This window comes from Secundilactobacillus odoratitofui DSM 19909 = JCM 15043, from assembly GCF_001434895.1.
GTDB classification, from domain to species: Bacteria; Bacillota; Bacilli; order Lactobacillales; family Lactobacillaceae; genus Secundilactobacillus; species Secundilactobacillus odoratitofui.
Genome location: NZ_AZEE01000027.1, coordinates 524,912 through 546,592, shown reverse-complemented (window position 1 = coordinate 546,592; position 21,681 = coordinate 524,912). Strand labels below are relative to the sequence as shown.

Annotated in this window: 16 protein-coding genes; 8 read left to right on the top strand and 8 right to left on the bottom strand. The window is 44.4% G+C overall.

Translation table 11 applies throughout. The features are described from left to right. The first annotated feature begins 81 nt into the window (after positions 1-81). Positions 82-2,703: a bifunctional acetaldehyde-CoA/alcohol dehydrogenase gene (gene adhE, locus FD04_RS04790; RefSeq protein ID WP_056947418.1), complete on the top strand. Its 2,622-nt coding sequence runs from the start codon at positions 82-84 to the stop codon at positions 2,701-2,703. A 105-nt stretch (positions 2,704-2,808) separates the two neighbouring features. Here the strand turns inward: adhE and FD04_RS04785 are convergent, their stop codons facing one another. The 4 genes from FD04_RS04785 to FD04_RS04770 form a co-directional block, all read right to left on the bottom strand. Beyond that, entirely contained in the window at positions 2,809-3,789 is a 981-nt protein-coding gene (locus FD04_RS04785; protein ID WP_054699613.1) for a choloylglycine hydrolase family protein, read from the bottom strand. Between the two features lie 196 nt (positions 3,790-3,985). After that, positions 3,986-4,546, bottom strand: coding sequence for a DUF1097 domain-containing protein (locus FD04_RS04780; RefSeq protein WP_054698955.1), 561 nt, complete (start codon positions 4,544-4,546; stop codon positions 3,986-3,988). Between the two features lie 78 nt (positions 4,547-4,624). Next, entirely contained in the window at positions 4,625-5,890 is a 1,266-nt protein-coding gene (gene preA / locus FD04_RS04775) for an NAD-dependent dihydropyrimidine dehydrogenase subunit PreA (protein WP_054698957.1), read from the bottom strand. Next, entirely contained in the window at positions 5,883-7,115 is a 1,233-nt protein-coding gene (locus FD04_RS04770) for an FAD-dependent oxidoreductase (RefSeq protein ID WP_056947416.1), read from the bottom strand. The genes preA and FD04_RS04770 overlap by 8 nt, the downstream gene beginning before the upstream one ends. Positions 7,116-7,716: 601 nt before the next feature. On the opposite strand from FD04_RS04770, the gene FD04_RS04765 reads away from it, so the two are divergent. After that, complete coding sequence (locus tag FD04_RS04765) at positions 7,717-8,643, top strand: helix-turn-helix domain-containing protein (RefSeq protein WP_056947414.1); 927 nt, start codon at positions 7,717-7,719, stop codon at positions 8,641-8,643. Here the strand turns inward: FD04_RS04765 and FD04_RS04760 are convergent. Further along, positions 8,629-9,282 (bottom strand): response regulator, encoded by a 654-nt coding sequence (locus FD04_RS04760; RefSeq protein WP_056947412.1) that lies wholly within the window; start codon positions 9,280-9,282, stop codon positions 8,629-8,631. The two genes, FD04_RS04765 and FD04_RS04760, sit on opposite strands and share 15 nt — an antisense overlap. A gap of 417 nt (positions 9,283-9,699) precedes the next feature. On the opposite strand from FD04_RS04760, the gene FD04_RS04755 reads away from it, so the two are divergent. Both FD04_RS04755 and FD04_RS04750 read left to right on the top strand, forming a co-directional pair. Then, positions 9,700-10,017 carry a hypothetical protein gene (locus tag FD04_RS04755; protein WP_054698962.1) on the top strand — a complete coding sequence of 106 codons (318 nt, stop codon included), beginning with the start codon at positions 9,700-9,702 and terminating at the stop codon, positions 10,015-10,017. A 156-nt stretch (positions 10,018-10,173) separates the two neighbouring features. Further along, positions 10,174-12,027, top strand: coding sequence for a DUF2029 domain-containing protein (locus FD04_RS04750; protein WP_054698964.1), 1,854 nt, complete (start codon positions 10,174-10,176; stop codon positions 12,025-12,027). 720 nt (positions 12,028-12,747) lie between these two features. Here FD04_RS04750 and rbsK read toward each other — a convergent pair. Together rbsK and aroD are read right to left on the bottom strand one after the other, a co-directional pair. Then, positions 12,748-13,680 carry a ribokinase gene (gene rbsK, locus FD04_RS04745; RefSeq protein ID WP_054698967.1) on the bottom strand — a complete coding sequence of 311 codons (933 nt, stop codon included), beginning with the start codon at positions 13,678-13,680 and terminating at the stop codon, positions 12,748-12,750. A 203-nt stretch (positions 13,681-13,883) separates the two neighbouring features. Beyond that, positions 13,884-14,636, bottom strand: a complete 753-nt coding sequence (gene aroD / locus FD04_RS04740) for a type I 3-dehydroquinate dehydratase (protein WP_054698969.1) — start codon at positions 14,634-14,636, stop codon at positions 13,884-13,886. A gap of 227 nt (positions 14,637-14,863) precedes the next feature. On the opposite strand from aroD, the gene FD04_RS04735 reads away from it, so the two are divergent. Then, the gene (locus tag FD04_RS04735; protein WP_054698971.1) at positions 14,864-15,523 is read left to right on the top strand and encodes an HD domain-containing protein; all 660 of its coding nucleotides are present in this window, start codon (positions 14,864-14,866) and stop codon (positions 15,521-15,523) included. Positions 15,524-15,621: 98 nt separating this feature from the next. On the opposite strand, the gene FD04_RS04730 is transcribed toward FD04_RS04735, so the two are convergent. Further along, positions 15,622-16,137, bottom strand: coding sequence for an aminoacyl-tRNA deacylase (locus FD04_RS04730; RefSeq protein ID WP_056947410.1), 516 nt, complete (start codon positions 16,135-16,137; stop codon positions 15,622-15,624). Positions 16,138-16,296: 159 nt separating this feature from the next. On the opposite strand from FD04_RS04730, the gene FD04_RS04725 reads away from it, so the two are divergent. From FD04_RS04725 to queG, 3 genes are all read left to right on the top strand, one after another. Continuing rightward, positions 16,297-17,025: a GntR family transcriptional regulator gene (locus FD04_RS04725; RefSeq protein WP_056947408.1), complete on the top strand. Its 729-nt coding sequence runs from the start codon at positions 16,297-16,299 to the stop codon at positions 17,023-17,025. Positions 17,026-17,813: 788 nt separating this feature from the next. Then, positions 17,814-20,192: a phosphoketolase family protein gene (locus tag FD04_RS04720; RefSeq protein WP_056947406.1), complete on the top strand. Its 2,379-nt coding sequence runs from the start codon at positions 17,814-17,816 to the stop codon at positions 20,190-20,192. A 170-nt stretch (positions 20,193-20,362) separates the two neighbouring features. Beyond that, a complete protein-coding gene (gene queG, locus FD04_RS04715) occupies positions 20,363-21,538 on the top strand; it encodes a tRNA epoxyqueuosine(34) reductase QueG (protein ID WP_054698975.1) in 1,176 nt (391 codons plus the stop codon). Positions 21,539-21,681 lie beyond the last annotated feature (143 nt).

Below are 21,681 nucleotides of genomic sequence, written 5' to 3'. Positions count from 1 at the left end.
CTATTTACATTTAAAAAATGTGTGATATGATAGTTCATGTGAAAGAGATAACAAAGAAGTTTTCATAACGGAGGACTCGAAATGTTAAAAGAAATGAATTCAAAATCAAATAACGAAAAGCCTAAAAAGACTGCTACTGTTGAGGAAGCCATCGATGCATTAGTTGAAAAAGCCCATGACGCACTGTGTGCCATGGATGAATTTGACCAAGCCAAAGTTGACCACATTGTGCACCAAATGGCAATGGCTGGTTTAGACAACCATATGCGTCTCGCCAAGATGGCCTTTGAAGAAACTGGTCGTGGCGTCGCTGAAGACAAAGCTATCAAAAACATGTTTGCCACTGAAGAAATTTGGCACAGTATTAAAAATGATAAGACGGTGGGCATCATTAACGACGATCACGAACGGCAACTGATCACTGTTGCTGAACCACTGGGAATCTTGGCTGGTGTGACACCAGTGACTAACCCGACTTCAACAACGTTATTCAAATCACTGATTGCTGTTAAGACGCGGAACCCAATTATCTTTGCGTTCCACCCACAAGCTCAAAAGTCTTCCCGTGAAGCAGCTCGCGTGGTTCGTGACGCCGCTATTGCTGCCGGTGCACCAGAAGGCGTGATTCAATGGATCGAAGAACCAAGCTTGGAAGCTACGACTGCTTTAATGAACCACCCACGAGTTGCCTCAGTTTTAGCAACTGGTGGTCCTGGCATGGTGAAGGCGGCATACTCAACTGGTAAGCCCGCCTTGGGTGTTGGCCCAGGTAACGGACCAGCCTACGTTGAAAAAACAGCTAACATCAAGCGCTCAGTTAACGACATCGTCTTATCTAAGACGTTTGATAACGGGATGGTTTGTGCCACTGAAAACAGCATTGTGATCGACGCGGACATTTACGACGCCGTTAAGAAGGAAATGAAAGCTCGTAAAGTCTTCTTCATTAAAAAGAGTGATCAAAAGGCCTTAGCGGATGCCATGTATGATCCAAAGCGTGGCGGCGTTAAGGGGCCAATCGCCGGTATGTCAGCCGTTGCCATCGCTAAATTAGCGGGGATTGAAGTACCAGAAGACACTAAAGTTTTGGCTGCTGAATTAAACGTTGTCGGCCCAGAAAACTGGTTGTCAGCCGAAAAATTGTGTCCAGTGATTTCAGTTTATAAAGTTGCTGGTCATGAAGAAGCCTTCCAGACATGCGACGATTTACTTCACTTCGGCGGTCTTGGTCACACGGCAGCCATTCACACCTTAGATGAAGATCTCGCGACCGAATTTGGGATCAAGATGAAGGCAAGTCGTGTATTGGTTAACACACCATCAGCATTGGGTGGTATCGGGAATCTTTATAACGAAATGGTACCATCATTAACACTTGGTACTGGGTCATGGGGTAAGAACTCCGTTTCCCACAACGTTTCAGCCTTTGACCTCTTGAACATTAAAACAATCGCAAAGCGGCGGAATAATATGCAATGGATTAAATTACCTCGAGTATACTTTGAAAAGACGTCTGTTCGTTACCTTGGTACCATGCCTGGCGTGAAGCGGGTCTTCATCGTTGCTGATCCAGTGATGATTGAACTGGGTTACGTTGATAAAGTGCTTGGTGAATTGAAGCGTCAACCAGATGGTATCGAATATCAATTGTTCTCTGTAACCGAATCTGATCCTACTACGGATACGGTTGAAAAGGGAACGGCCCAAATGAATAATTTCCAACCTGATACAATCGTTGCTTTAGGCGGTGGGTCACCAATGGACGCAGCCAAGGGCATGTGGATGTTCTACGAGCACCCAGACACTAGCTTCTTCGGTGCTAAGCAAAAGTTCTTGGATATTCGTAAACGGACCTACAAGTTCGAAAAGCCTAAGAAGGCACAATTTATCGCGATTCCAACGACTTCAGGAACTGGTTCGGAAGTAACACCATTCGCTGTGATTACTGACTCTAAGACTCACGTTAAGTACCCATTGGCTGATTATGCACTGACGCCAGACGTTGCCATCGTGGATTCGCAATTCATCGAAAGCTTACCAAAGCGTACGATTTCATACGCAGGTCTCGATGTCTTGACTCACGCGATCGAATCATTTGTTTCAAACATGGCTTCAGATTACACTCGGCCATGGTCACTGCAAGCAATCAAGTTAGTCTTTGAAAACTTGACGGCTTCTTACAACGGTGATTTGGCTGCCCGCGAACGGATGCACAACGCCGCAACCATTGCTGGGATGGCCTTTGCCAACGCCTTTTTAGGTGTTAACCACTCCATTGCCCACAAACTGGGTGGTGAGTTCGGTCTTCCTCATGGTTTAGCCATCGCCATTACACTGCCACACGTTATTCGTTACAACTTCAAAGAACCACGGAAGTTAACCACTTGGCCTAAGTACGAGTACTTCCGTGCCGATGAAGATTACGCCGAAATCGCCCGTTACATCGGTTTGACTGGCAAGAATAACGAAGAGTTAAAAGAAGCGCTTGTTCAAAAAGTAATTGAATTAGCCCACTCCGTTGACGTTACGTTGAGCTTGAAGGCCAATGGTGTTGATAAGAAGCACTTTGACGAAACGGTTGATGAATTAGCCGAATTGGCGTATGAAGACCAATGCACGACCGCGAACCCTAAGGAACCACTGATTGGCGAACTTCGTCAAATTATGATTGATGAATATGACGGCAAAGGTGTTGAAAAATAACCTGCTGAACCATTCGAATTAATTTAAGAGCCCCCACAGATGAGTGTTCATCCTGTGGGGGCTTTTGTGTCGTTACATTTTATTTAGAAGGTTATTGTTAATCAGTTAGACCAAATCAACAACTTGCTGCTGATCATGTAACGGAAACTCCTTAGGTTCCTTGAGATTCATTAAGTCTGCGGTTAAACGAACTCGCGAGATAGTTTGATCCTGATAGGGCTGCATGTAGTAGGTACTGTCCGCCATGCTCATGTAGCCACGGTATTGGGTGTAGTCCGAACTGCCGTCGTCTTTTAATTTAACGCCCTTTGGAATCTCGACGCTATTCAAAATATGTGATAAAACGTTAACGGTATTTTCGGTTGACTCAGCCTGTGTGTACTGACGAATGAAGGCAGTTCTAACGAAGCGGGAGACGGAGGTATAGTCACCAGGTGTTCCTAACATGCCACTGCCAGGACCGTACGCTGAAACGGGCATTTGATCAAACTGACGGTCTGGGTGGGGACCAGGTTGTAAGTTCGTGTAATTGTGTAAGTTCTTCAAGTGCCAGTTAAAGTCAGGCGTATTGGTCATCACGCCCACTGGATTTTCTAAGTAGTGGAGCCCGTCTGCTTGCATTTCTAGCACGTAGGTGTGACCCGTTTTGTCAGCGATGATCCAGTGTAGTGGGACAACCAACTTTAGAAGACGATTTGACTTATTGAAAATATTTAGCGTATCAATTTTACTTCCTAAGTCCGCACAGTCAGTGTTGTTACCTAACAACCAATTGAGGACTTCATGCGGTGCTAAATTGACTTTGCCGTCAACAGGGGCCGGAGCGTAACTGGCTTCACCTGAAAAATACAGTGCTGCCGCGCTTAAACCGTGTTCGTTCACGCCGTCTACCAGTATGTAATGGCCAAAGTTGCGACCAGCACCGACAAAACTGTAGGTCGTGGTATAGCTGTCTTCGGGGTCATTCGTAAAAGTTTGGTGACGTGGAATCACGACCGGACGACCGTCTAATTCAAAGGCGAAGTCCATGGTCCGAGCTAGAAAATGGTCACCGGTAGTCGATAAAAAAGTTACACTTGTGCACATGATAATCGCTTCCTCAATATTATTTTGGTGATTATCATACACTTTGATAACTTTGTTTACAATGAACTCTTTTTTGGTTAGATGTCAAATTGACGGGTTTGATTTAATGATACAGACGCCGTATTTGTAGCGCTGTCTACCGGAGGCGGAATAAAAAAACTGAGCCGCAAGTTGCGACTCAGTTTAATGGCACTGATTAAGATAACCGTTCCTCATGTGAAGCAGAGGATTTGTCATCATGTTTTTCTTCAGGCTGTTTATCAGGGAACAGCTTGAACATGACCTTTGAGAAGTAATTTGAGCCAATAATAATTAGGTAGATGCCAAGGTACATCGAAATCAGAAGTTCAATGACGAAGGCTGGCCAGCTCTTGATGGCAATGTTTGAAATGATCAGCATGGTTGTCCCCCAAGCGAGTAGCCATGCGGGCACCACTGCGAATTTCATAATCGTGCCTTGCAGGAACAGGGCTAAGAAGGTTAAAAAGCCAAAAATCAAAGCACTAGGGATGACATCGCCTAAGTGTGGGAAGGTGAATAACCATAAGCATAAGGCCCCCCAGGCAACACCGAAGATGAAACTCACGGAGATGTTGAGCACCTTATCGGTCGGGCAACCAGCACCAAAGAAATAAGAAGCAGCGATGAAGGCGGCAGCCCCCATCCAAAGACTAAAGGAACCAGAAATTAAACTATAAATGACTGTGAAGAGACCAACACCAATTGAGGAGAACCAGACATCTTTACTAATTTTCATGAGAATCATGCTCCTTTTTTAGAAAACGCGCCGCAAAGCAGTTTACCAGCATTGCGGCGCGTTTTGTTAAGACGTTGATTAATGGAGTCGTTGTGAAACAACATCTACTTTTTCAGGGTCGCCTTCACGGCCAGGTTTCATCACAATCTTGCCTGGGTGAATAGCGCCAACTGGGCAAACCAGTGCGCACAGGTGACAGCCCACACACTTGCTAGTATCAATTGTTGGGCGGCGAATCTTGTCGTCCCATGAAATGGCTTGGTGAGCACCATCGTAACAACTGATGAAGCAACGACCACAACCGATACATTTGTCCCAATCAATTTCAGGATAAACTTTGTAGTTACGATCGAGGTCTTCAGCAGGCACGATGTTCTTGTTGGCAAGACCAACTAAGTCAGCTAAGTGATCGACACCTTGTTCTTCCATGTAGTGCATCAGACCATTCTTCATGTCTTCAACGATCCGGTAACCGTATTGCATGACTGAAGTGGTAACTTGTAAAGTGGTTGAGCCCATTAAGATGAATTCAACGGCGTCTTCCCAAGTTTCGATACCACCAATCCCAGAGATTGGTAATTGTTCTAGTCCGGCAGCTACCCGTAATTGTTGAATAAAGCGAAGGGCGATTGGCTTAACGGCTTTACCTGAGAACCCAGAAACGGATGATTTACCATTAACGATTGGTAAAGCGGTCTTCTTTTCGAGGTCAACGTTTGAAATTGATTTCACGGTGTTAATGGTAGCAATCCCGTCGGCACCACCGGCTAAGGCTGCTTTGGCAGCAGGTACCATGTCGGTAATGTTAGGGGTCATTTTAGCCATCATTGGTAGGCTTGAGCCACGCTTAACGGCTTCACAGTATTTTTGAACTAACTTAGGGTTAGTCCCAACATCAGAACCCATTTCGTGAGAAGTCATTTGAGGACATGAGAGGTTCATTTCAATCATGTCGGCGCCGGCTTCTTCAACCAGGCGGGCTAATTCAACCCAGTCTTCTTCGTTAGTCCCCATGATGGAGGCAATAACGACCTTATCGGGATAGTTTTGCTTGAGCTTCTTTAAGTCAGCCAAGTTTTCATCCAGTGGGTGTTCAGCGATTTGTTCCATGTTCTTGAAACCAACGAATGGGGTGCCTTCCTTGGTTAATTCATCAAAACGTGGTGACACTTCATCAACTTTGAAGTGTTCTGGTCCGATGGTTTTGAAGACGATACCGCCCCAGCCTTCATCAAAGGCTTTGGCACACATATCGTAACAGTTGCCAACGGGTGATGATGATAAACAGAATGGGTTTTCAAAGTGGACGCCCATAAAATCAATTGATAAGTCCTTATTAATCATTGTGGTTGCCTCCTAAAATACTGTCAATTTCGTCGGCGACTTCTTTCCCTTTTTGAACGGCGTAGACAACGGTCTTATCACCCTGGGCAATATCACCAGTAATGAAGACTTTTTCGTCGCGGGTCTTGTAACCGGCCGATGGTGATTCACCATGTTCGAGACGAATCCCAAGGTTGTTAGCATTGACGGTTTGGCCGATGGCTAAGATGATCTTATCGGCTTCGATGGTTAATTTACTGTTCATGTGACGGTGCTTAAAGGTAACAGTGTGACCGTCAATACTATCAGGAATGTAACCGTCTAAGATGGTGACGCCTTCTGCTTCGGCACCGGCAAGTTCCTTCTTAGAAGCACGGAACTCATCGAATTCTTCGTAGGCGGCATCGGTAACGTGCTTAACACCTAACTTCTTCAAGGTAGTTACAACGTCCATTGCAACGTCCCCACCACCAATAACGATGGCATCTTTTGGTAAATCAATGTTGCCTTGTGCATCCTTAGTACGTGCTAAGAATGAAACGGCGGTTTCAACCGCATCGTTGTTTTCAAACATTGGGAGTACTTTTGATTCACTGGCACCGATAGCGACGATAACGGCATCATTATCAGCCTTTAATTGATCCATCGTGATGTCTTCACCAATTGTGGTGTTGAGGTGAATGTTAGCACCCATGTCGGTGATTCGTTTGATTTCGTAATCAACGATGTTGCTTGGCAGACGGTATTCTGGGATGCCGTAGGTCAGGTAACCACCAGCCTTGGCTTGACGTTCATATAAATCAACGCCGTACCCTTTTTCAAGCAGGGTCACTGCAGCTTGTAGCCCTGAAGGACCACTACCGATGATGGCGACGTTCATACCGTTGCTGTTACCCTTTTTAAGGATGTGCATGTCAGCGGCTTGTTCGAAGTCTGTGACGTAACGTTGAATACCACCAATATCGATCGGAACATCGATGCCGCTACGTGAGCAGGCTAATTCACAGTATTTTTCAGTTGGGCAAACGCGGGCACAAATGGCACCCAAAGCGTTGTTTTCACGAATCGTTTCGGCTGCACCTTTAATGTTACGGAAACGAACGCTGCGGATAAACTTAGCTGGATCTGTATGAGCCGGGCAAGCTTGTGAACAAGGGGCATCGTGACAGAGCAGACAACGTGCGGCTTCTTCCATCACGGTGGTCATCGTGTAACCCGGTGCTTCAGTTTGGTATTTTTTTGTCATGCTAATCGTCCTCACTTATTTGAGATGAGTGTAATAGAAGAAGCGCACAGTAGGTAGTTGAGAATTCGTCATTGTAATTGTGTGTTTCTTCACTTGCTACGGTTACAATATAGCATGGTGCCTAGTAGCACTCAAAAAAGTGTTAGAAAATACCTGTGAAATTCGTATAAAATTCAGTGATTATATAAAATATTATATAGAAATCCGACATATAAAACCGTGTTAAATCACACTTAATTGTCCAGATTCCCTTTAAATCAATGCTCTGTCGTTGGTTTTTTGCCGTGATCGTGGAATTGTCGAAGCCACAAGCGATTTTTATATACGATTTTAGAATAGATTATTGCGTTTAATTGAGAAATCAGTGGGGTGTTTCAGTGTCAATCATTTAGTATGTAAGCAGTGTGAAAAGTGTTAGGGTCATTCCTGATAGTCCGTGAGGGTGGTTCTCGCTATAATAGAAGCAAGTAATCAGTTGGGTTATAAATCGAACTGATTAAGGTCATTAAATGGTGTATTAATAGGAGATTCATGGCGTATTTCTATTCTAAATTAGATTTTACGTGATTAAATTGGCAACGAGCAAGGGAGCGCGATGGAGATGGATATTAATCATTTTGTGCGCCGTCGAAAAGCGCTCAAATTATCACAATGTCGATTATGTGATGGGATTTGTACGCAGGCGACGCTGAGCAAATTTGAAAGTAACGGTCACGTACCGTCACTGACAATTTTGAATCAATTATGCGCCCGGATGGGGATCAAAGTTGATGATTTGTATGGCGAACAGACATCAGCTACTACGGATGTTGAATTAACGTTAAACCACATTGAAAAGAAACTGATGACGCAAAATTACCGTCAAGCTGTGGCTGATTTAGCTCAGATCGATGAGACTCAAATTGAATCATTACCGGCTAAAAGCCAATTTTTTGCACTCCGAGGGTTAGTTAATACGTTGATTAACGCTTCCGCAGATGATATTAGCTTTGATTTTGCGATGATTTTTAACGAATTAGACGCTAGTCAAAAAACGATTTTTACCTACCTTGCTTTTCTGGGATCTGGGATTATGTATGATCGACGTCACGAAACAAAACGTGCCGGGTTTTATTTCCAGAAAGTTCGGCATTATCTAAGTGACGATCGGATTCACCACGATGAATCGTGTGGTAATCAGTATGATCTGCGAATTTTGATGATGATCAACTTTACGGCGGAATTTTACGCCAATCAGGGTGATTATAGGACCAGTAACCGACTGATCGACGCTGGGGTTCAACTCTGCTCCGAGCAACACGTGACGTATTATTTGCCTTGTCTGAAATTCTTGGCAACGCAAAACGCCATCGTCTTACACCGACCAACGAATGAAATTCAATCGTTGATGAGCGAGACGCTGGCGTTCGCAAAAATTAACCGTAATCAAGTTATTGAAGTTAAGTTGGCCGCTTTGAAACGCAGACTTGAACAGCCACATCCACAACAGACCACTAAAATTATCTATCCGTCATTAAAAATCCACTAGGTGGTGTTTCACAGCGTAACTTACAAGCTCAGCGTGGGAAGGATAATCAAGCTTTCGCATGATGTTAGCCTTATGTGCTTCGACCGTTTTAGTTGTGATGTAGAGCCGACTTGCGATCTCTTTGTTCGAGCAGCTGAGTACGATTAACGGTAAAACCTCTCGTTCCCGGTTGGAGAGGGCGTTGTAATAGTAGAGCTGTTCATCACACTTCGTAGAATCAATGGCTTTAAAGTCGGCTGGTGTTAACACGATATTTTGATCAACAAAGATCCGATCGCATACCACGGTCGTTAAAGCAGCAACGAACTCACTTTGCGGTGAGTTTTTTAGTACGTAGCCAGCTGCACCATTATGGAGTGCCATATCAATCGATTCGTGATCTTCGTGAGCTGTGTTGACGAGAACCTTCACGTTCGGAAAGGTGTCGTGAATGCGACGGGTCGCACTGACACCACTTTCGCCAGGCGGCATCGTCAGATCCATGATGACGACGTCGATATCGCCTTCAGCAACCCGGACAACTGCGTCGGTCCCATTACTGGTTTCGGCCACCACCTTGAAGTGGGGTTGCTGGTTAATAACGGTGATTAAGCCGGTCCGATAAATCGGGTGGTCATCACTCAGTAAGACGTTGTACATGATTGGCACTCCTTTCTTGACATTAATTGATGGATAAGGTCCTTCACTTGTCAACTACTAGGATACCATGGATTGGTTGATATAGAAAACGGTTACAATTTATCGAGTTATCGATTAAAAATATTCATGCAAACTCATTGTTTGTTTATTCACAATCGTTAATATACTACCGAATGTTTTATGATGTTTCAATGAGTTAGTCCGTGTTTTACTGATCATCGTGTAACCTAACATGATAATGTTAATAAATAACTGACGATTTCCGAAAACCCTTTTTTTAGTACTAAAAAATACCCATTTTCAATTATTTTATGAATTCGTAAAACCACTGCCAATCCCTGTAGGTCGGGGTTAAACTGTGTTAAAATAAGTAACGAATGAGAGAACGATGAAATTATTTTGAGAGCGGTGGTCGGGATGAACGACAGCATTTACCTTTTAACCCCTGAAGACAAAAACTTTATCTCACACGTGTGCCGTAACCTGCAGACCTTTATCCTTTGGGTAAACGATTCTGGACATGCAGCCGACTTTAAGTTACAAGAGGCGCGTGAGAGTAGCGCAGACTACATGCTAACGACACTTTTAGATAAGTACCATTTAGAATTGACGGATAAACACATCGCGGTACAACTCTTAGCCAGTGGTACCTTGGCAGCTAAGGAAATTAATATCGTAGCTGTGGTGAACGAAGTTGTCCAATTGTTAGATACGTATGCGGCTAGTGTTTCTTAGTTGAACGGTTCATTATAAACGAGTCCCGTGTGTTATTGGCACAGGGCTCTTTTTGTTATTCTAACAATCAACGTACTTTTAGCCCGTCTTGATTTGGTATACTGGGAGTTAGAAACGAGAAATTTGGGAAGAATCGAATAGGAAAGAGGAGTAGAGATGTTAAGTTATTTTGCCCTGATCACGCTAGTTAAACTATCGGGCTTGCTGATACCGTTTATCTGGTTTTTGTGGATCAGTACGCGGCGCTGGCGACTGTGGGGAACAGTTGCAATAGTTGCACTGTTTATCGTGAGTTACGTGAACACCTATTTTAATCTGCCAGATCTGGCCTACCCAGCGTTAATTGATGGCTGGCTAATGTGGCTGATTGGTGGCTTAGTCGTTGTAGCGGTTCTGCGTCGTTTCGTGTTTAATCCGGATGCAGTGACGGAACGGGCAGTAAATGAAGATAACGCGTTTAGTCGCTTAATGCGCAGTTTTGGTGTGACGATTGGCTGGCTCGGCCGCGTCATTGGTGCTGCAATCGGGGCCGTGGTGTTGATTATTGCGCTTGGGAGCATTGCCTCAGTCATCACGACGATGAACCCTAAACCAGCTGTGAGCTCCATTAAAACTGAAATGAACAATTCAACAGATGGCGCACCGATGCCCGTGATTAAAAACAGTACGGAAACGCCGGTCGTAAACGCACCACAGACGGTTTCAACGGATATGAATAACTCGTTGAATAGCTTTAAGAACTCTAACGTGTATGATTTAAATCACATGCGCGTTCAGATGTACAAGGGCAAGATGGTTTACGTTGCGCCCGTCGAGTTCTCTGGCGGTTTCTGGCGGTATATTCACTACCAAAAGGTGCCTGGTTACTTTATGACTAATGCTACGGATAAGAACGCTGATCCAAAGTTTGTCGCTAAACCAATGCGTTATACGCCAAGTGCCTATTTCAACCGGGACGCTGATCGTCGAATCAACGCTTATAGCATGGGTTACACCATGGTGGGCTCAACCTCTCAACTTGAAGTAGATAACAACGGCACACCGTATTACGTGCGAACTTTAGCTAAGCCAATTTCGTATTTTAACCGCAACTTGGATTTCAAACACTACAAGGTGGCTGTGTTGAACACAATCAACGGTAAGGTGAAAGTTTACTCACCAAACAAAGTGCCGAAGTTTGTCGACGTAGCTGCAACACCCGAATTGGTTGAAAAAGAAGTGACGATGTTTGGTAAATACCGTCATGGGTTCTGGAACGCGACGAGCTTTGGTGGCCACAATGATGTGATGAAGCCAACTAACGCCGGGACCGAGGGTGGCGATACGCTGACACCATACGCCTACAAGGGTCGCATTTATTACTTTACGGGTATGACCAGTGTGAACAGCCATCAAAGTTCCATCTTGGGTTATGCCTTTGTGGATGCTCGGACGAACACGCTGCACTATTATCGTGAACACGGTAACGTGATGACACCGGAGCGGGCTATATCATACGCACAACAAGACATTAACCCGCAAAATTACAAAGGGACGCTGCCGTTACTCTACCGGATCAATGGTCATCCAACTTGGGTGGTATCAATGCTTGATCGAGATAACAATTCGTTTATGAAGTTCGTCTACTTACTGGCGGATGGTAATAACCAGAGCGGTACTTACGCTGTTGGAGACGACGCGCAGAGTACGCTTGAGCTATTCAATCAACGTGTCGGTGCCAAAACTGGTACGACTGTTGAGCCGAAGGTAACCGGTAAGACAATTTCTGGTACGGTTGAGCGAGTTGTGAAACCGGATGATAAGCAGATTTTGTTTATTTTGAAGGGTGACAGTCATGTTTACCGAATGGACACCGCCTCTAAGTCCTTTGAGCCGATTTATCAGTTTATTCAAACCGGTGACAAAGTCAGTTTTAAGGCAACTGCAACTAACAAAAATCAACTGGCCACAGCTAACGTTGGGTTATCGACGTTTGAGAACCAGTCTTTAAAATCAACTGCTAGTAAATAATTTTTAGTGCACTGTAAGTTCAACCACATCGTTTTCTCAAGGCGAATGATGTGGTTGAACTTTTTTAATTTTGGCCATTACCACTCCGGACTATCCGGCTTGCCAACTGCTGTGGGACCGGCTTCAGCCGAGTACCTCGTCTTACGCCTCGTTGCTGAGCTTTGAAAAAACGCAAGTCTCAGCAACGTCCAGTGCCAGTAAACGCTGAAGCGTCAACTGGCACTTGTCACTGCTGTCGGCAAACCGGATAGTCCTCCGTTCTGGTTAAATACTAGCCGAAAATTCAGAGCGTTTGTCTGTAAATTGAACAATTTTCGGAGGAGTATTTCGAAATTGTTTCGTAAGTTTGTCCCCCTTTAGGGACGTGATAACTTTAGCTCAAGCTAACTCGAATACTGTATATTAGCCGTAGTGCCACTGGTCGTCAGGGTTGGTAGCAGCGAAAAATGTTGTTAGGTTGAAGTTGGGGACGCGACCTTTGTCCCTGACTTCGGCCTTACAACATTGGACGGCTTTGAAACACGTGAACTTCGTGGTTCAAAACCGAGGGTGAAGACGCGTTCTTCGGCTGAACCCGGTCCCGCAGCAACCAACCCTGACGACCAGTGGCCGAAGGCGACAGTAATCGCCAGTGAGTAAGTGAGTATATGAAGATAACAAAGAAAAAAGACGCCCTCATTGCTGAAGGTGTCTTTTAAAGGTTTCGTCGTTTACTGTAGCTTATTTTGCAGCCGCATTGGCAGCTTCAATTTCAGCTAAAGTTGGAATTGAAGGGTGAGCGCCCATCCGTTGAACAGTGATCGATGAGGCACGGTTTGCAAATCGAATGGCGTCAGGAAGGTTACTGAAGTCCTTCTTAAGTTGTGAACTAAGTGCGCCGATGAAAGTGTCGCCGGCTGCAGTCGTATCAACGGCCTTAACTTTGAAGGCGTCAACGAAGCCGTAGTTACCGTCAACGGTGTGGTAGAAGGCACCCTTGTCACCAACGGTAATGATGACACCCTTAGCACCCATTTCGTGGAGCTTTTCGGCACCCTTGATCATGGAAGCTTCGTCAGTGATCTCAACACCAGTTAAGGTTTGGCACTCGGTTTCGTTCGGCACAACTAAGTCACTAACAGCCATCAAGCTGGCAGGAATTGCTTGGCGGGCTGGTGCAGGATTCAAAATGGTTACAACATCGTTTGCTTTAGCGGTCTTAAAGGCAGCTTCAGCAACGTCAAGTGGTGTTTCAAATTGAGTAATGATAAAGTCGCTCTTAGCAATCGTTGCTTCAGCGTGGTCAACATCAGCAGTGGTTAAAGCTTGGTTAGCACCACCGTAAACTAAGATTGAGTTTTGACCATTTTCATCTAATAGGATGAAAGCTTGACCGGTCTTAGCATCCTTGGTGACAGTAATCTCGTCAACGTTGATGTTTGAGTCAGTCATTGACTTAACCATGAACTTACCGTTGGCATCATCGCCAATTTTACCAATGAAGTAGGTATCAGCACCGGCACGACCAGCTGCGATACCTTGGTTGGCACCCTTACCACCGCCAGCAAATGATTGATCGCCCATTGCCAAAGTTTCACCTGGTTTTGGTAAGCGTGGAATTTCGAGAATAGTGTCGACGTTTAAACTTCCAATTACAGTTACACGATTTGTCATGATTAATTTAACCTCATTTCAGTCTGTCTTAAGTCTTGTCCGTTTTAAGTAAAACGTTTTACGTACTTTGCACTTAATAATATAGCAGATAATGTAAGCTGTTTCAACAGCTTTAGGTAAAATCTTTGATTAAGTCTTGATGTGAAATAACTCACATTCTCTATAATCAAACGAAAATTAAATAATGACCGAGTTCATTAAAATTATTGGGTGAGGACGTTCAAAATGCGCCGAGTTTGATCAACAGTTAACTGCCCAGGGGCAGATTGGCTATGAACTGATGCAAAGGTTAAGACGCTATCAAAAGTTTGACCGGCGACACGCGTAACGGTACCGAGGTCACCCATTGCCATGGTGATGATGGGTTGTTCAAAAGTTTGACTGGCACGGTGCGTGACGTTCATCAGGTTTAACACATCGTTATTGCTCAACGGCATGACGGCTAATTTAACGATGTCACCGTTTAGGGCGGCCATGTCGTTTAATTGCTGTAGCATTTCGGATTCGGTTGGTGTGTGGTCGAACTCGTGGTGGCTAATGATGGTGCGGACTTGATGACGGGTTGCGAGGTCAATCAGCTGGTTGGTGACCGTTTTATCGCGCTGCCACTCAACATCAATAGCTGTGATATCAGTATTGAGCATCAATTCAGTGTAGAGGTTGAGGTAGTCGCTGTCTGCAATTTGGCGTTTACCACCTTCAGCACGGTCGCGTAATGTGACGAGCAGTGGCAATTCTCCAAGAATTTCGGTTAAACGATTGGTGGTCGCAATGATTTCAACGGTGTTTTCTAAGTCGTTAAAATAATCTAAGCGCCATTCAACTAAATCAGCGGCGGATGAAACAGCCTCACCGGCCTGACCGATAACGGTGTTCGTATCAGCACCCGTGATTGGCACACAAATTTTGGGTGCACCACTCCCAATCGATAACCCTTTAAAAGAAACTGGCGTCATAAAATAATGCCTCCCGTTGTCTAATCTATTTATCATTTTAAAACTTTAGCATGCTTGTAGGGGTTCGTGCAAGTTGACCAATTTCGAAATTTATTATGGTTGGTTGAGTAGGGTAAAATACTGATGGCTAGGAGAATTGAGTAAACAGCGGATGTGTTTTAATCAAATTTTAATCTTAATCCCGTATGATATTGGCTAACATTATTCAGAAAGATTAGGTGAGCGATTTGGAAGCAACTGAACAGCTAGCTGCAATTAATAACTATACAGCGCAGAAACTGGCAGGTGATCAAACGGGTCACGGATTAGATCATATTAGTCGTGTCGTAACCAATGCAAAGATGTTGTTGGCTGAAGAACCATCGGCTGATTATCTCATTACGCTGACCGCGGCATACTTGCACGATGTTATCGATGACAAGTTGGTTGATGACGTTGCAGCCGCTCAGCAAGCGGTCGAACAGTTTTTGACTTCATTGGCGTTCACATCAGCACAAATTAACACGGTGATGCTAATCATTAACAATATGTCCTTTAGCAAGTCGTTAACAGAAGACCAACAGCCACTGCCGTTGGAAGGCCAAATTGTTCAAGATGCCGATCGATTAGATGCGATTGGCGCGATTGGGATTACACGAGCAATTTACTACGGTGGTCATCACAGTGAAAAAATCTATGATCCAAAGGTAAAACCACGTCAAAACATGACCAAGGCTGAGTACCGAAACTTGGAAAACGAAACCATTATTAACCACTTCTACGAAAAGCTGTTAAAGTTAGCAGACCAAATGAATACACCCGTTGCGAAACGAATCGCGAGAGGTCGTCAGAAGACCATGACTACTTTTCTTGAGAATTTCAAGGCAGAGTGGAATGGGATGCAGTAATCGAGGCGACTAAAAAACAACTACGAAAATCGAGTTAAGATTTTCGTAGTTGTTTTGCGTTTGTTTGAGATCTTTTTGTAAGTGTGGATTACGACTGGTTACTCGCCGTCAACCTCTAATAAATCAACGAAGTCGCCTTGCACTAATTGACAGACGGCCTCAGCGTTAACTTTAACTGATCGACCAATTTGACCGGAAGAAACGATGATTTCGCCCTGTTCTTTAGCGGTATTGTCGAAATAAATCGGGTACTTGAGCTTTTCCCAGATGCCAACTGGCGTATTAGCACCATGTTCGTAACCAGTGGTTTTGACCAGTTCCTTTAACGGCACCATGTTTACTTTTTTATTGCCAGAGGCCTTAGCCAGTTTTTTAAGGTCCAAATGTGTGTCGAGTGGAATGACCCCAACAACTGGACCAGTTGTTTTGCCAGAAGCAACCAGGGTTTTGTAAATGGTATGTTGATCAAGTTTACTTTCATCAACTTCCATCTCTTGCACATCGCCAGCTTCATGGGTTGCGAAGGGGATTTGTTCATACTCGATTTTAGCTTTGTCGAGAATTTGTTCGACAAGGGTTTTATGTAACTTGCCACCCTTTTTCTTTTTTGACATTTAACTCAGTCCTTACTTTTTTGATTTTGGTACTGTCCAGATGCCTAATTAAATAGCACCAATTTTTTTAATAGTTCGCTTCAATCTACCCGAATAGTGAAAAATCTGTTATACTCGTTCTAAATAAAGAATCGAAGAATTGGTTGCGAGGAGATTTTCATGAAAGATTTAGTCTATCGAAGAGTGCTACATGATCTAAAATCGCGTATCCACGATAACCAGTTTCCTAACAAACGACTACCAGATGAGCGAAGCCTAAGTGAAGCATACAACGTCAGCCGCAGTTCAATCAAGCGGGCACTTAGTGTTTTAGCAAATCAAGGCATCATTTTTAAAAAACGCGGCTCAGGAACGTTCATTAATCCATTGTACATGAAAAACCAAACGATTTTTCATTATGAAGGCTCAAACTTGGGGATTACCGATAGTTTTAAGAGTGATGGTCAGACACAGGGCATTAAGCTGTTATCATTCAAAGTTGTACCGGCCAACGAAGAGATGCAACAGGATCTGTTCTTGGAAAAGGGCGATTTTGTTTATGAGATTCAGCGCTTACGTCTGTTTGACGAACATCCTTTTATGATTGAACGAGGCTTTATTCCAATCAAGATTGCGCCAGAACTCTCACAAAAAGTGGTGTCAGGTTCAATTTTTAACTATTTGGAAGACGTTCAAAATAAGGTTGTGACTAAGTCGTTCATGACAGTACGGGCTGAACCGTCTACTGCCGAAGATCAGGAATTACTGGGCCTTAAAGCGACTGAACCGGTTGCCATTATGGAAGGAATTTTCTTCTTGGATGACGGGACGCCGTTTGAGGTATCTAACATGCGTTTACGCTATGATTACTTCAACTACAATACGTTTGTTACTCTAGATGAAGAGTAAGCTTGGTAATAATTTTTAGACCTCATACGGCTTTCTAGCCGTGTGAGGCTTTTTTTGCGTTTGATGTCGCCTCGGCCACCGGTGATTTTCAGTTCGTAGCTGTGGGACCAGCTTCAGCTGAGTACCTCGTCTTACGCTTCGGTAATGAGCCTCAAAGAACGAGTCTCATAACCGTCCAGTGGCTGTAAACGCTGAAGCGTCAACAACCACTAGTCACTGCCACCAACTGAAAATCACCGGTGATGCTACGGCTGGCATGGAGAATGACCGATTATTGTGAGGAGCGGATGCATGTTGAAGTTATATTGACAGGATAGATGGAATCTTGGGTCAGGATGCGCCTATTTTACAATAGGTACTGTGTTCGTTATTAATTTTTTGAATGAATTAATGGTACTACGGATTAAACGATAACGGAGACTAGCAGGCTTGGGCCGTTGCGGTGACAAGACTTTGTTAGCGCCCTTGGCGGTTACAAAGTCTGGACGTCTTTAAGACTCGGGGCTTGAGGCTTAAAGGCGAGGTGAAAGACACGGCATTTTCGTGGCTGGAACCGGTCCCACAGTAACGGTCCAAGGCTGCTAGTCGGAGTGGTAGTGGGCCAATAAACAAATGTAAAAATAGCTAAATAAACAATTTGTTAATTGGACCGTATCAATTATCTAAAAGGTTGACTTTTGAAAAAATGGCACTAAGATAGACTTGTAAATGCCAGTACAAATGTATTCGGCAGGTTACGAGCCATATTCATCTGTATGATTTTTAGTTAATCAAAGGAGTGTTACTCGATGGCAGTAGATTACGATTCCAAGCAGTATTTGGATGGTGTTGACACGTATTGGCGTGCAGCTAACTATTTGTCCGTTGGTCAGTTATTTTTGCGGGACAACCCATTGTTGAACCGCGACTTAACCTCTGAAGATGTTAAGGTTAAGCCCATTGGTCACTGGGGAACAATCGTTTCTCAAAACTTCATTTATGCGCACTTAAACCGTGTGATTAAGAAGTATAACTTGAACATGTTTTACATTGAAGGTTCAGGTCACGGTGGCCAAGTCATGGTGTCTAACTCATACTTAGATGGTAGTTACTCTGAGATTTACCCAAACATTTCTCAAGGCGAAGCCGGCCTGAAGAAACTGTTTAAGCAATTCTCATTCCCAGGTGGCGTGGCTTCTCACGCTGCCCCAGAGACACCAGGTTCGATTCACGAAGGTGGCGAACTTGGCTACTCACTCTCACACGGGACTGGTGCCATTTTAGATAATCCTGATGTGATTGCTGCTGTTGAAATTGGTGATGGTGAAGCTGAAACGGGGCCACTGGCAGCATCGTGGTTTTCAGATAAGTTCATCAACCCAATTAAAGATGGTGCTGTTTTACCAATTATTAACATGAACGGCTTCAAGATTTCTAACCCAACAATTTTATCGCGGATGTCTGATGAAGACCTCAAGCGTTACTTCACTGGTATGGGTTGGGATCCTGAATTTGTCGAAGTTGCTGACCCAGATGTTCATGAACCTGTCCATGAAGACATGGCTAAGGCGATGGATCAAGCAATTGAGAAGATTCACGCCATTCAAAAAAATGCTCGTGAAAATAACGATGATAGTTTGCCAAATTGGCCAATGATTATCTTCCGTTCACCAAAGGGTTGGACTGGTCCTAAGAAGGACTTTGATGGTAATCCAGTTGAAAATTCCTTCCGTGCTCACCAAGTGCCGCTACCTATTGCAGCTGGTTCAATGGAACACGCTGACCAACTGGTAAGCTGGATGAAGTCATATAAGCCAGAAGACTTCTTTAACGCCGATGGTTCAATCAAGGATGAAGTTCGTGCCTTTGCACCAGAGGGTGATCAACGGATGTCAGTTAACCCAATCACTAATGGTGGAATCAAGCCACAACCATTGAAGTTACCTAATTACAAAGATTACGCCGTTAAAGTTACGACCCCTGGTGCCACAACTGCTCAAGACATGATTGTTTGGTCTGACTGGGTTGCGGACACGATGAAGTTGAATCCGGAGAACTTCCGGGCATTTGGTCCAGATGAAACTAAGTCTAACCGGCTTTACTCAACGCTTGATGAAGGTAAGCGTCAGTGGATGGAAAGCATCAAGACGCCAAACGACGAAAACATGGCTCACGAAGGTCGAGTGATTGATTCACAATTGTCAGAACACCAAGCTGAAGGTTGGCTAGAAGGCTACGTTTTGACTGGCCGTCACGGCTTCTTTGCTACTTACGAATCATTCGGTCGGGTGGTTGATTCCATGTTGACACAACACATGAAGTGGTTACGTAAAGCGGCAGAACAGCAATGGCGTAAGCAGTACCCATCATTGAACTTTGTGGATACTTCGACTGTGTTCCAGCAAGATCATAACGGCTATACTCACCAAGATCCAGGTATGTTGACTCACTTAGCTGAGAAGAAGCCTGAATTTATCCGTGAATATTTACCAGGCGATGCTAACACACTGTTAGCTGTTGCTGATGTGGCTTTCCGTTCATATGAGAAGATTAACTTGTTAGTTACATCTAAGCACCCACGTCCACAATGGTTCTCAATTGATGAAGCGACGAACCTTGTCCACAATGGGTTAGGCTACATCGACTGGGCTTCAACTGATCAAGGACAGGAACCAGACATTGTCTTTGCTGCCGCTGGTAGTGAACCAACTTGGGAAGTCTTTGCCGCAGTTTCCTTGCTCCATGACGAATTCCCAGAGATGAAGATCCGGGTTATCAACGTGGTCGACCTCTTGAAGCTTCGTTCACCAGAACGTGATCCTCGTGGGCTGAGTGATGAAGAATTTGACCGTTACTTCACGGTTGATAAGCCTGTGATCTTCGCCTTCCATGGCTTTGAAGACTTAGTACGTGACATCTTCTTTGACCGCCACAACCACAATCTTCACGTCCACGGTTACCGTGAAAATGGTGATATTACCACACCATTTGATATGCGGGTATTGAACGAGTTGGATCGATTCCACTTGGCCAAAGATGCTGTGCTCAGCATGCCAACCTATGCGGTAAAGGGCGCTTACTTTGCCCAACGCATGGACGATATGGTTGCTAAGCACAATGCGTATATTCGTGAAAATGGTACTGATATGCCAGAAGTCACGAACTGGAAGTGGCAACCACTGAAGTAAGTGAAAGACACCGTTTTATTAAAGTTTAAATGAAATAAATGAGTGACCAAAAACTTTAAGTTTTTGGTCACTTTTTCTAACATGTAACCTAATTAGGGAATTGCACTAAAGCAGCCTGTCCTCATATCGGTTAAAATAAAGTCAAAGTAAAAAATGAAAGGGTGAACGGCATGGTGCAGGCGGCAACACTAAAACAACAAATTATCACGGCCAGTCAGCAGTTGGGAATTGATAAAATTGGGTTTACGACGGCTGATGATTTTGAGTACATGCGTGCGGGCCTTGAAAAGCAGAAGGCAGATGACCATGTAACTGGGTTTGAACACCCTAATTTAGACGAACGACTAAATCCATCACTGATTTTTGATGAACCGAAGTCGATTATTGCGATAGCCTTAGCGTATCCGGCTCGATTGCAGGAAAAGCCAGCTAAAACGGACTCGAAGCGCGGTCAGTTTGCACGCGCATCATGGGGCGAAGACTATCACTTTATTTTGAGAGATAAACTGAACGCACTGATCGATGCAATTCGTGACTTATTGCCTGCCGATGTTCAAGCCCGGTTTAAGCCAATGGTGGATACTGGTGAACTGATGGATGTTGTTGTTGCGCAACGCGCCGGGGTGGGCTTTATTGGTAAGAATGGATTATTGATTACACCGGAATTTGGCTCATTTGTTTATCTTGGGGAGGTCATTACCAACTTAGCAATCGAACCAGATGAACCGATGGCTTGTCAGTGCGGTGAGTGCACTCGTTGCGTGGACGCCTGCCCACCACAAGCGTTGATGGGAAATGGTCAGCTTAACGGCAAACGCTGCCTGTCATACCAGACTCAAACGAAGGGACAAATGCCGGATGAATTTCGACCAATGATTCGCAATGTCATCTATGGCTGCGATATTTGTCAGGTGGTTTGTCCGTTTAACCGTGGCGTGGATAATCATCTACATCAACGAATGGAACCTGATCCAGAGCGGGTTCGACCGGAATTAGTGCCGATGTTAACCCAGTCAAACCGTGAGTTTAAGGAGACTTTCGGCGAAATGGCCGGTTCGTGGCGAGGTAAAAAGCCACTGCAACGTAACGCCATTATTGCATTGGCCAATTTAAATGACACCAGTGCGATTCCAGATTTAATGGCCGTGATTCAAAACGATCCTCGACCGGTTATCAGAGCTACCGCAGCGTATGCTGTGGGACGGTTAACTAAACGGCCAGAGCCAGTCATGTTGCAGGCACTGCAAACGGCTTATGAGGCCGAGCAACAAGCAGGTACCGAAGCAGCTTTGCTGAACGAGTATGCGCGTGCACTTGCCAGAATTGAAGTCTTAACTAGTGATTGATTTTTACAAATAAATCGTTATCGATAACCGTTAAAAGACTGTTTAAATCAGTGTTTTAACGGTTTTTAAATTTAATCTCAATTATTTAGTTAGTTTTCGTTGACTTTAACTAACTAAATAACTATACTCTATTTCTGTTAGTT

Excerpts from the sequence above, each read along its gene's own strand:
- FD04_RS04755 (WP_054698962.1), top strand. The coding sequence starts at position 9,700 with ATGAACGACAGCATTTACCTTTTAACCCCTGAAGACAAAAACTTTATC.
- FD04_RS04725 (WP_056947408.1), top strand. The coding sequence starts at position 16,297 with ATGAAAGATTTAGTCTATCGAAGAGTGCTACATGATCTAAAATCGCGT.
- FD04_RS04785 (WP_054699613.1), bottom strand. The coding sequence starts at position 3,789 with ATGTGCACAAGTGTAACTTTTTTATCGACTACCGGTGACCATTTTCTA.
- adhE (WP_056947418.1), top strand. The coding sequence starts at position 82 with ATGTTAAAAGAAATGAATTCAAAATCAAATAACGAAAAGCCTAAAAAG.
- FD04_RS04760 (WP_056947412.1), bottom strand. The coding sequence starts at position 9,282 with ATGTACAACGTCTTACTGAGTGATGACCACCCGATTTATCGGACCGGC.
- rbsK (WP_054698967.1), bottom strand. The coding sequence starts at position 13,680 with ATGACAAATCGTGTAACTGTAATTGGAAGTTTAAACGTCGACACTATT.
- preA (WP_054698957.1), bottom strand. The coding sequence starts at position 5,890 with ATGATTAATAAGGACTTATCAATTGATTTTATGGGCGTCCACTTTGAA.
- FD04_RS04720 (WP_056947406.1), top strand. The coding sequence starts at position 17,814 with ATGGCAGTAGATTACGATTCCAAGCAGTATTTGGATGGTGTTGACACG.
- queG (WP_054698975.1), top strand. The coding sequence starts at position 20,363 with ATGGTGCAGGCGGCAACACTAAAACAACAAATTATCACGGCCAGTCAG.
- FD04_RS04780 (WP_054698955.1), bottom strand. The coding sequence starts at position 4,546 with ATGAAAATTAGTAAAGATGTCTGGTTCTCCTCAATTGGTGTTGGTCTC.
- FD04_RS04750 (WP_054698964.1), top strand. The coding sequence starts at position 10,174 with ATGTTAAGTTATTTTGCCCTGATCACGCTAGTTAAACTATCGGGCTTG.
- aroD (WP_054698969.1), bottom strand. The coding sequence starts at position 14,636 with ATGACGCCAGTTTCTTTTAAAGGGTTATCGATTGGGAGTGGTGCACCC.
- FD04_RS04770 (WP_056947416.1), bottom strand. The coding sequence starts at position 7,115 with ATGACAAAAAAATACCAAACTGAAGCACCGGGTTACACGATGACCACC.
- FD04_RS04730 (WP_056947410.1), bottom strand. The coding sequence starts at position 16,137 with ATGTCAAAAAAGAAAAAGGGTGGCAAGTTACATAAAACCCTTGTCGAA.
- FD04_RS04765 (WP_056947414.1), top strand. The coding sequence starts at position 7,717 with ATGGATATTAATCATTTTGTGCGCCGTCGAAAAGCGCTCAAATTATCA.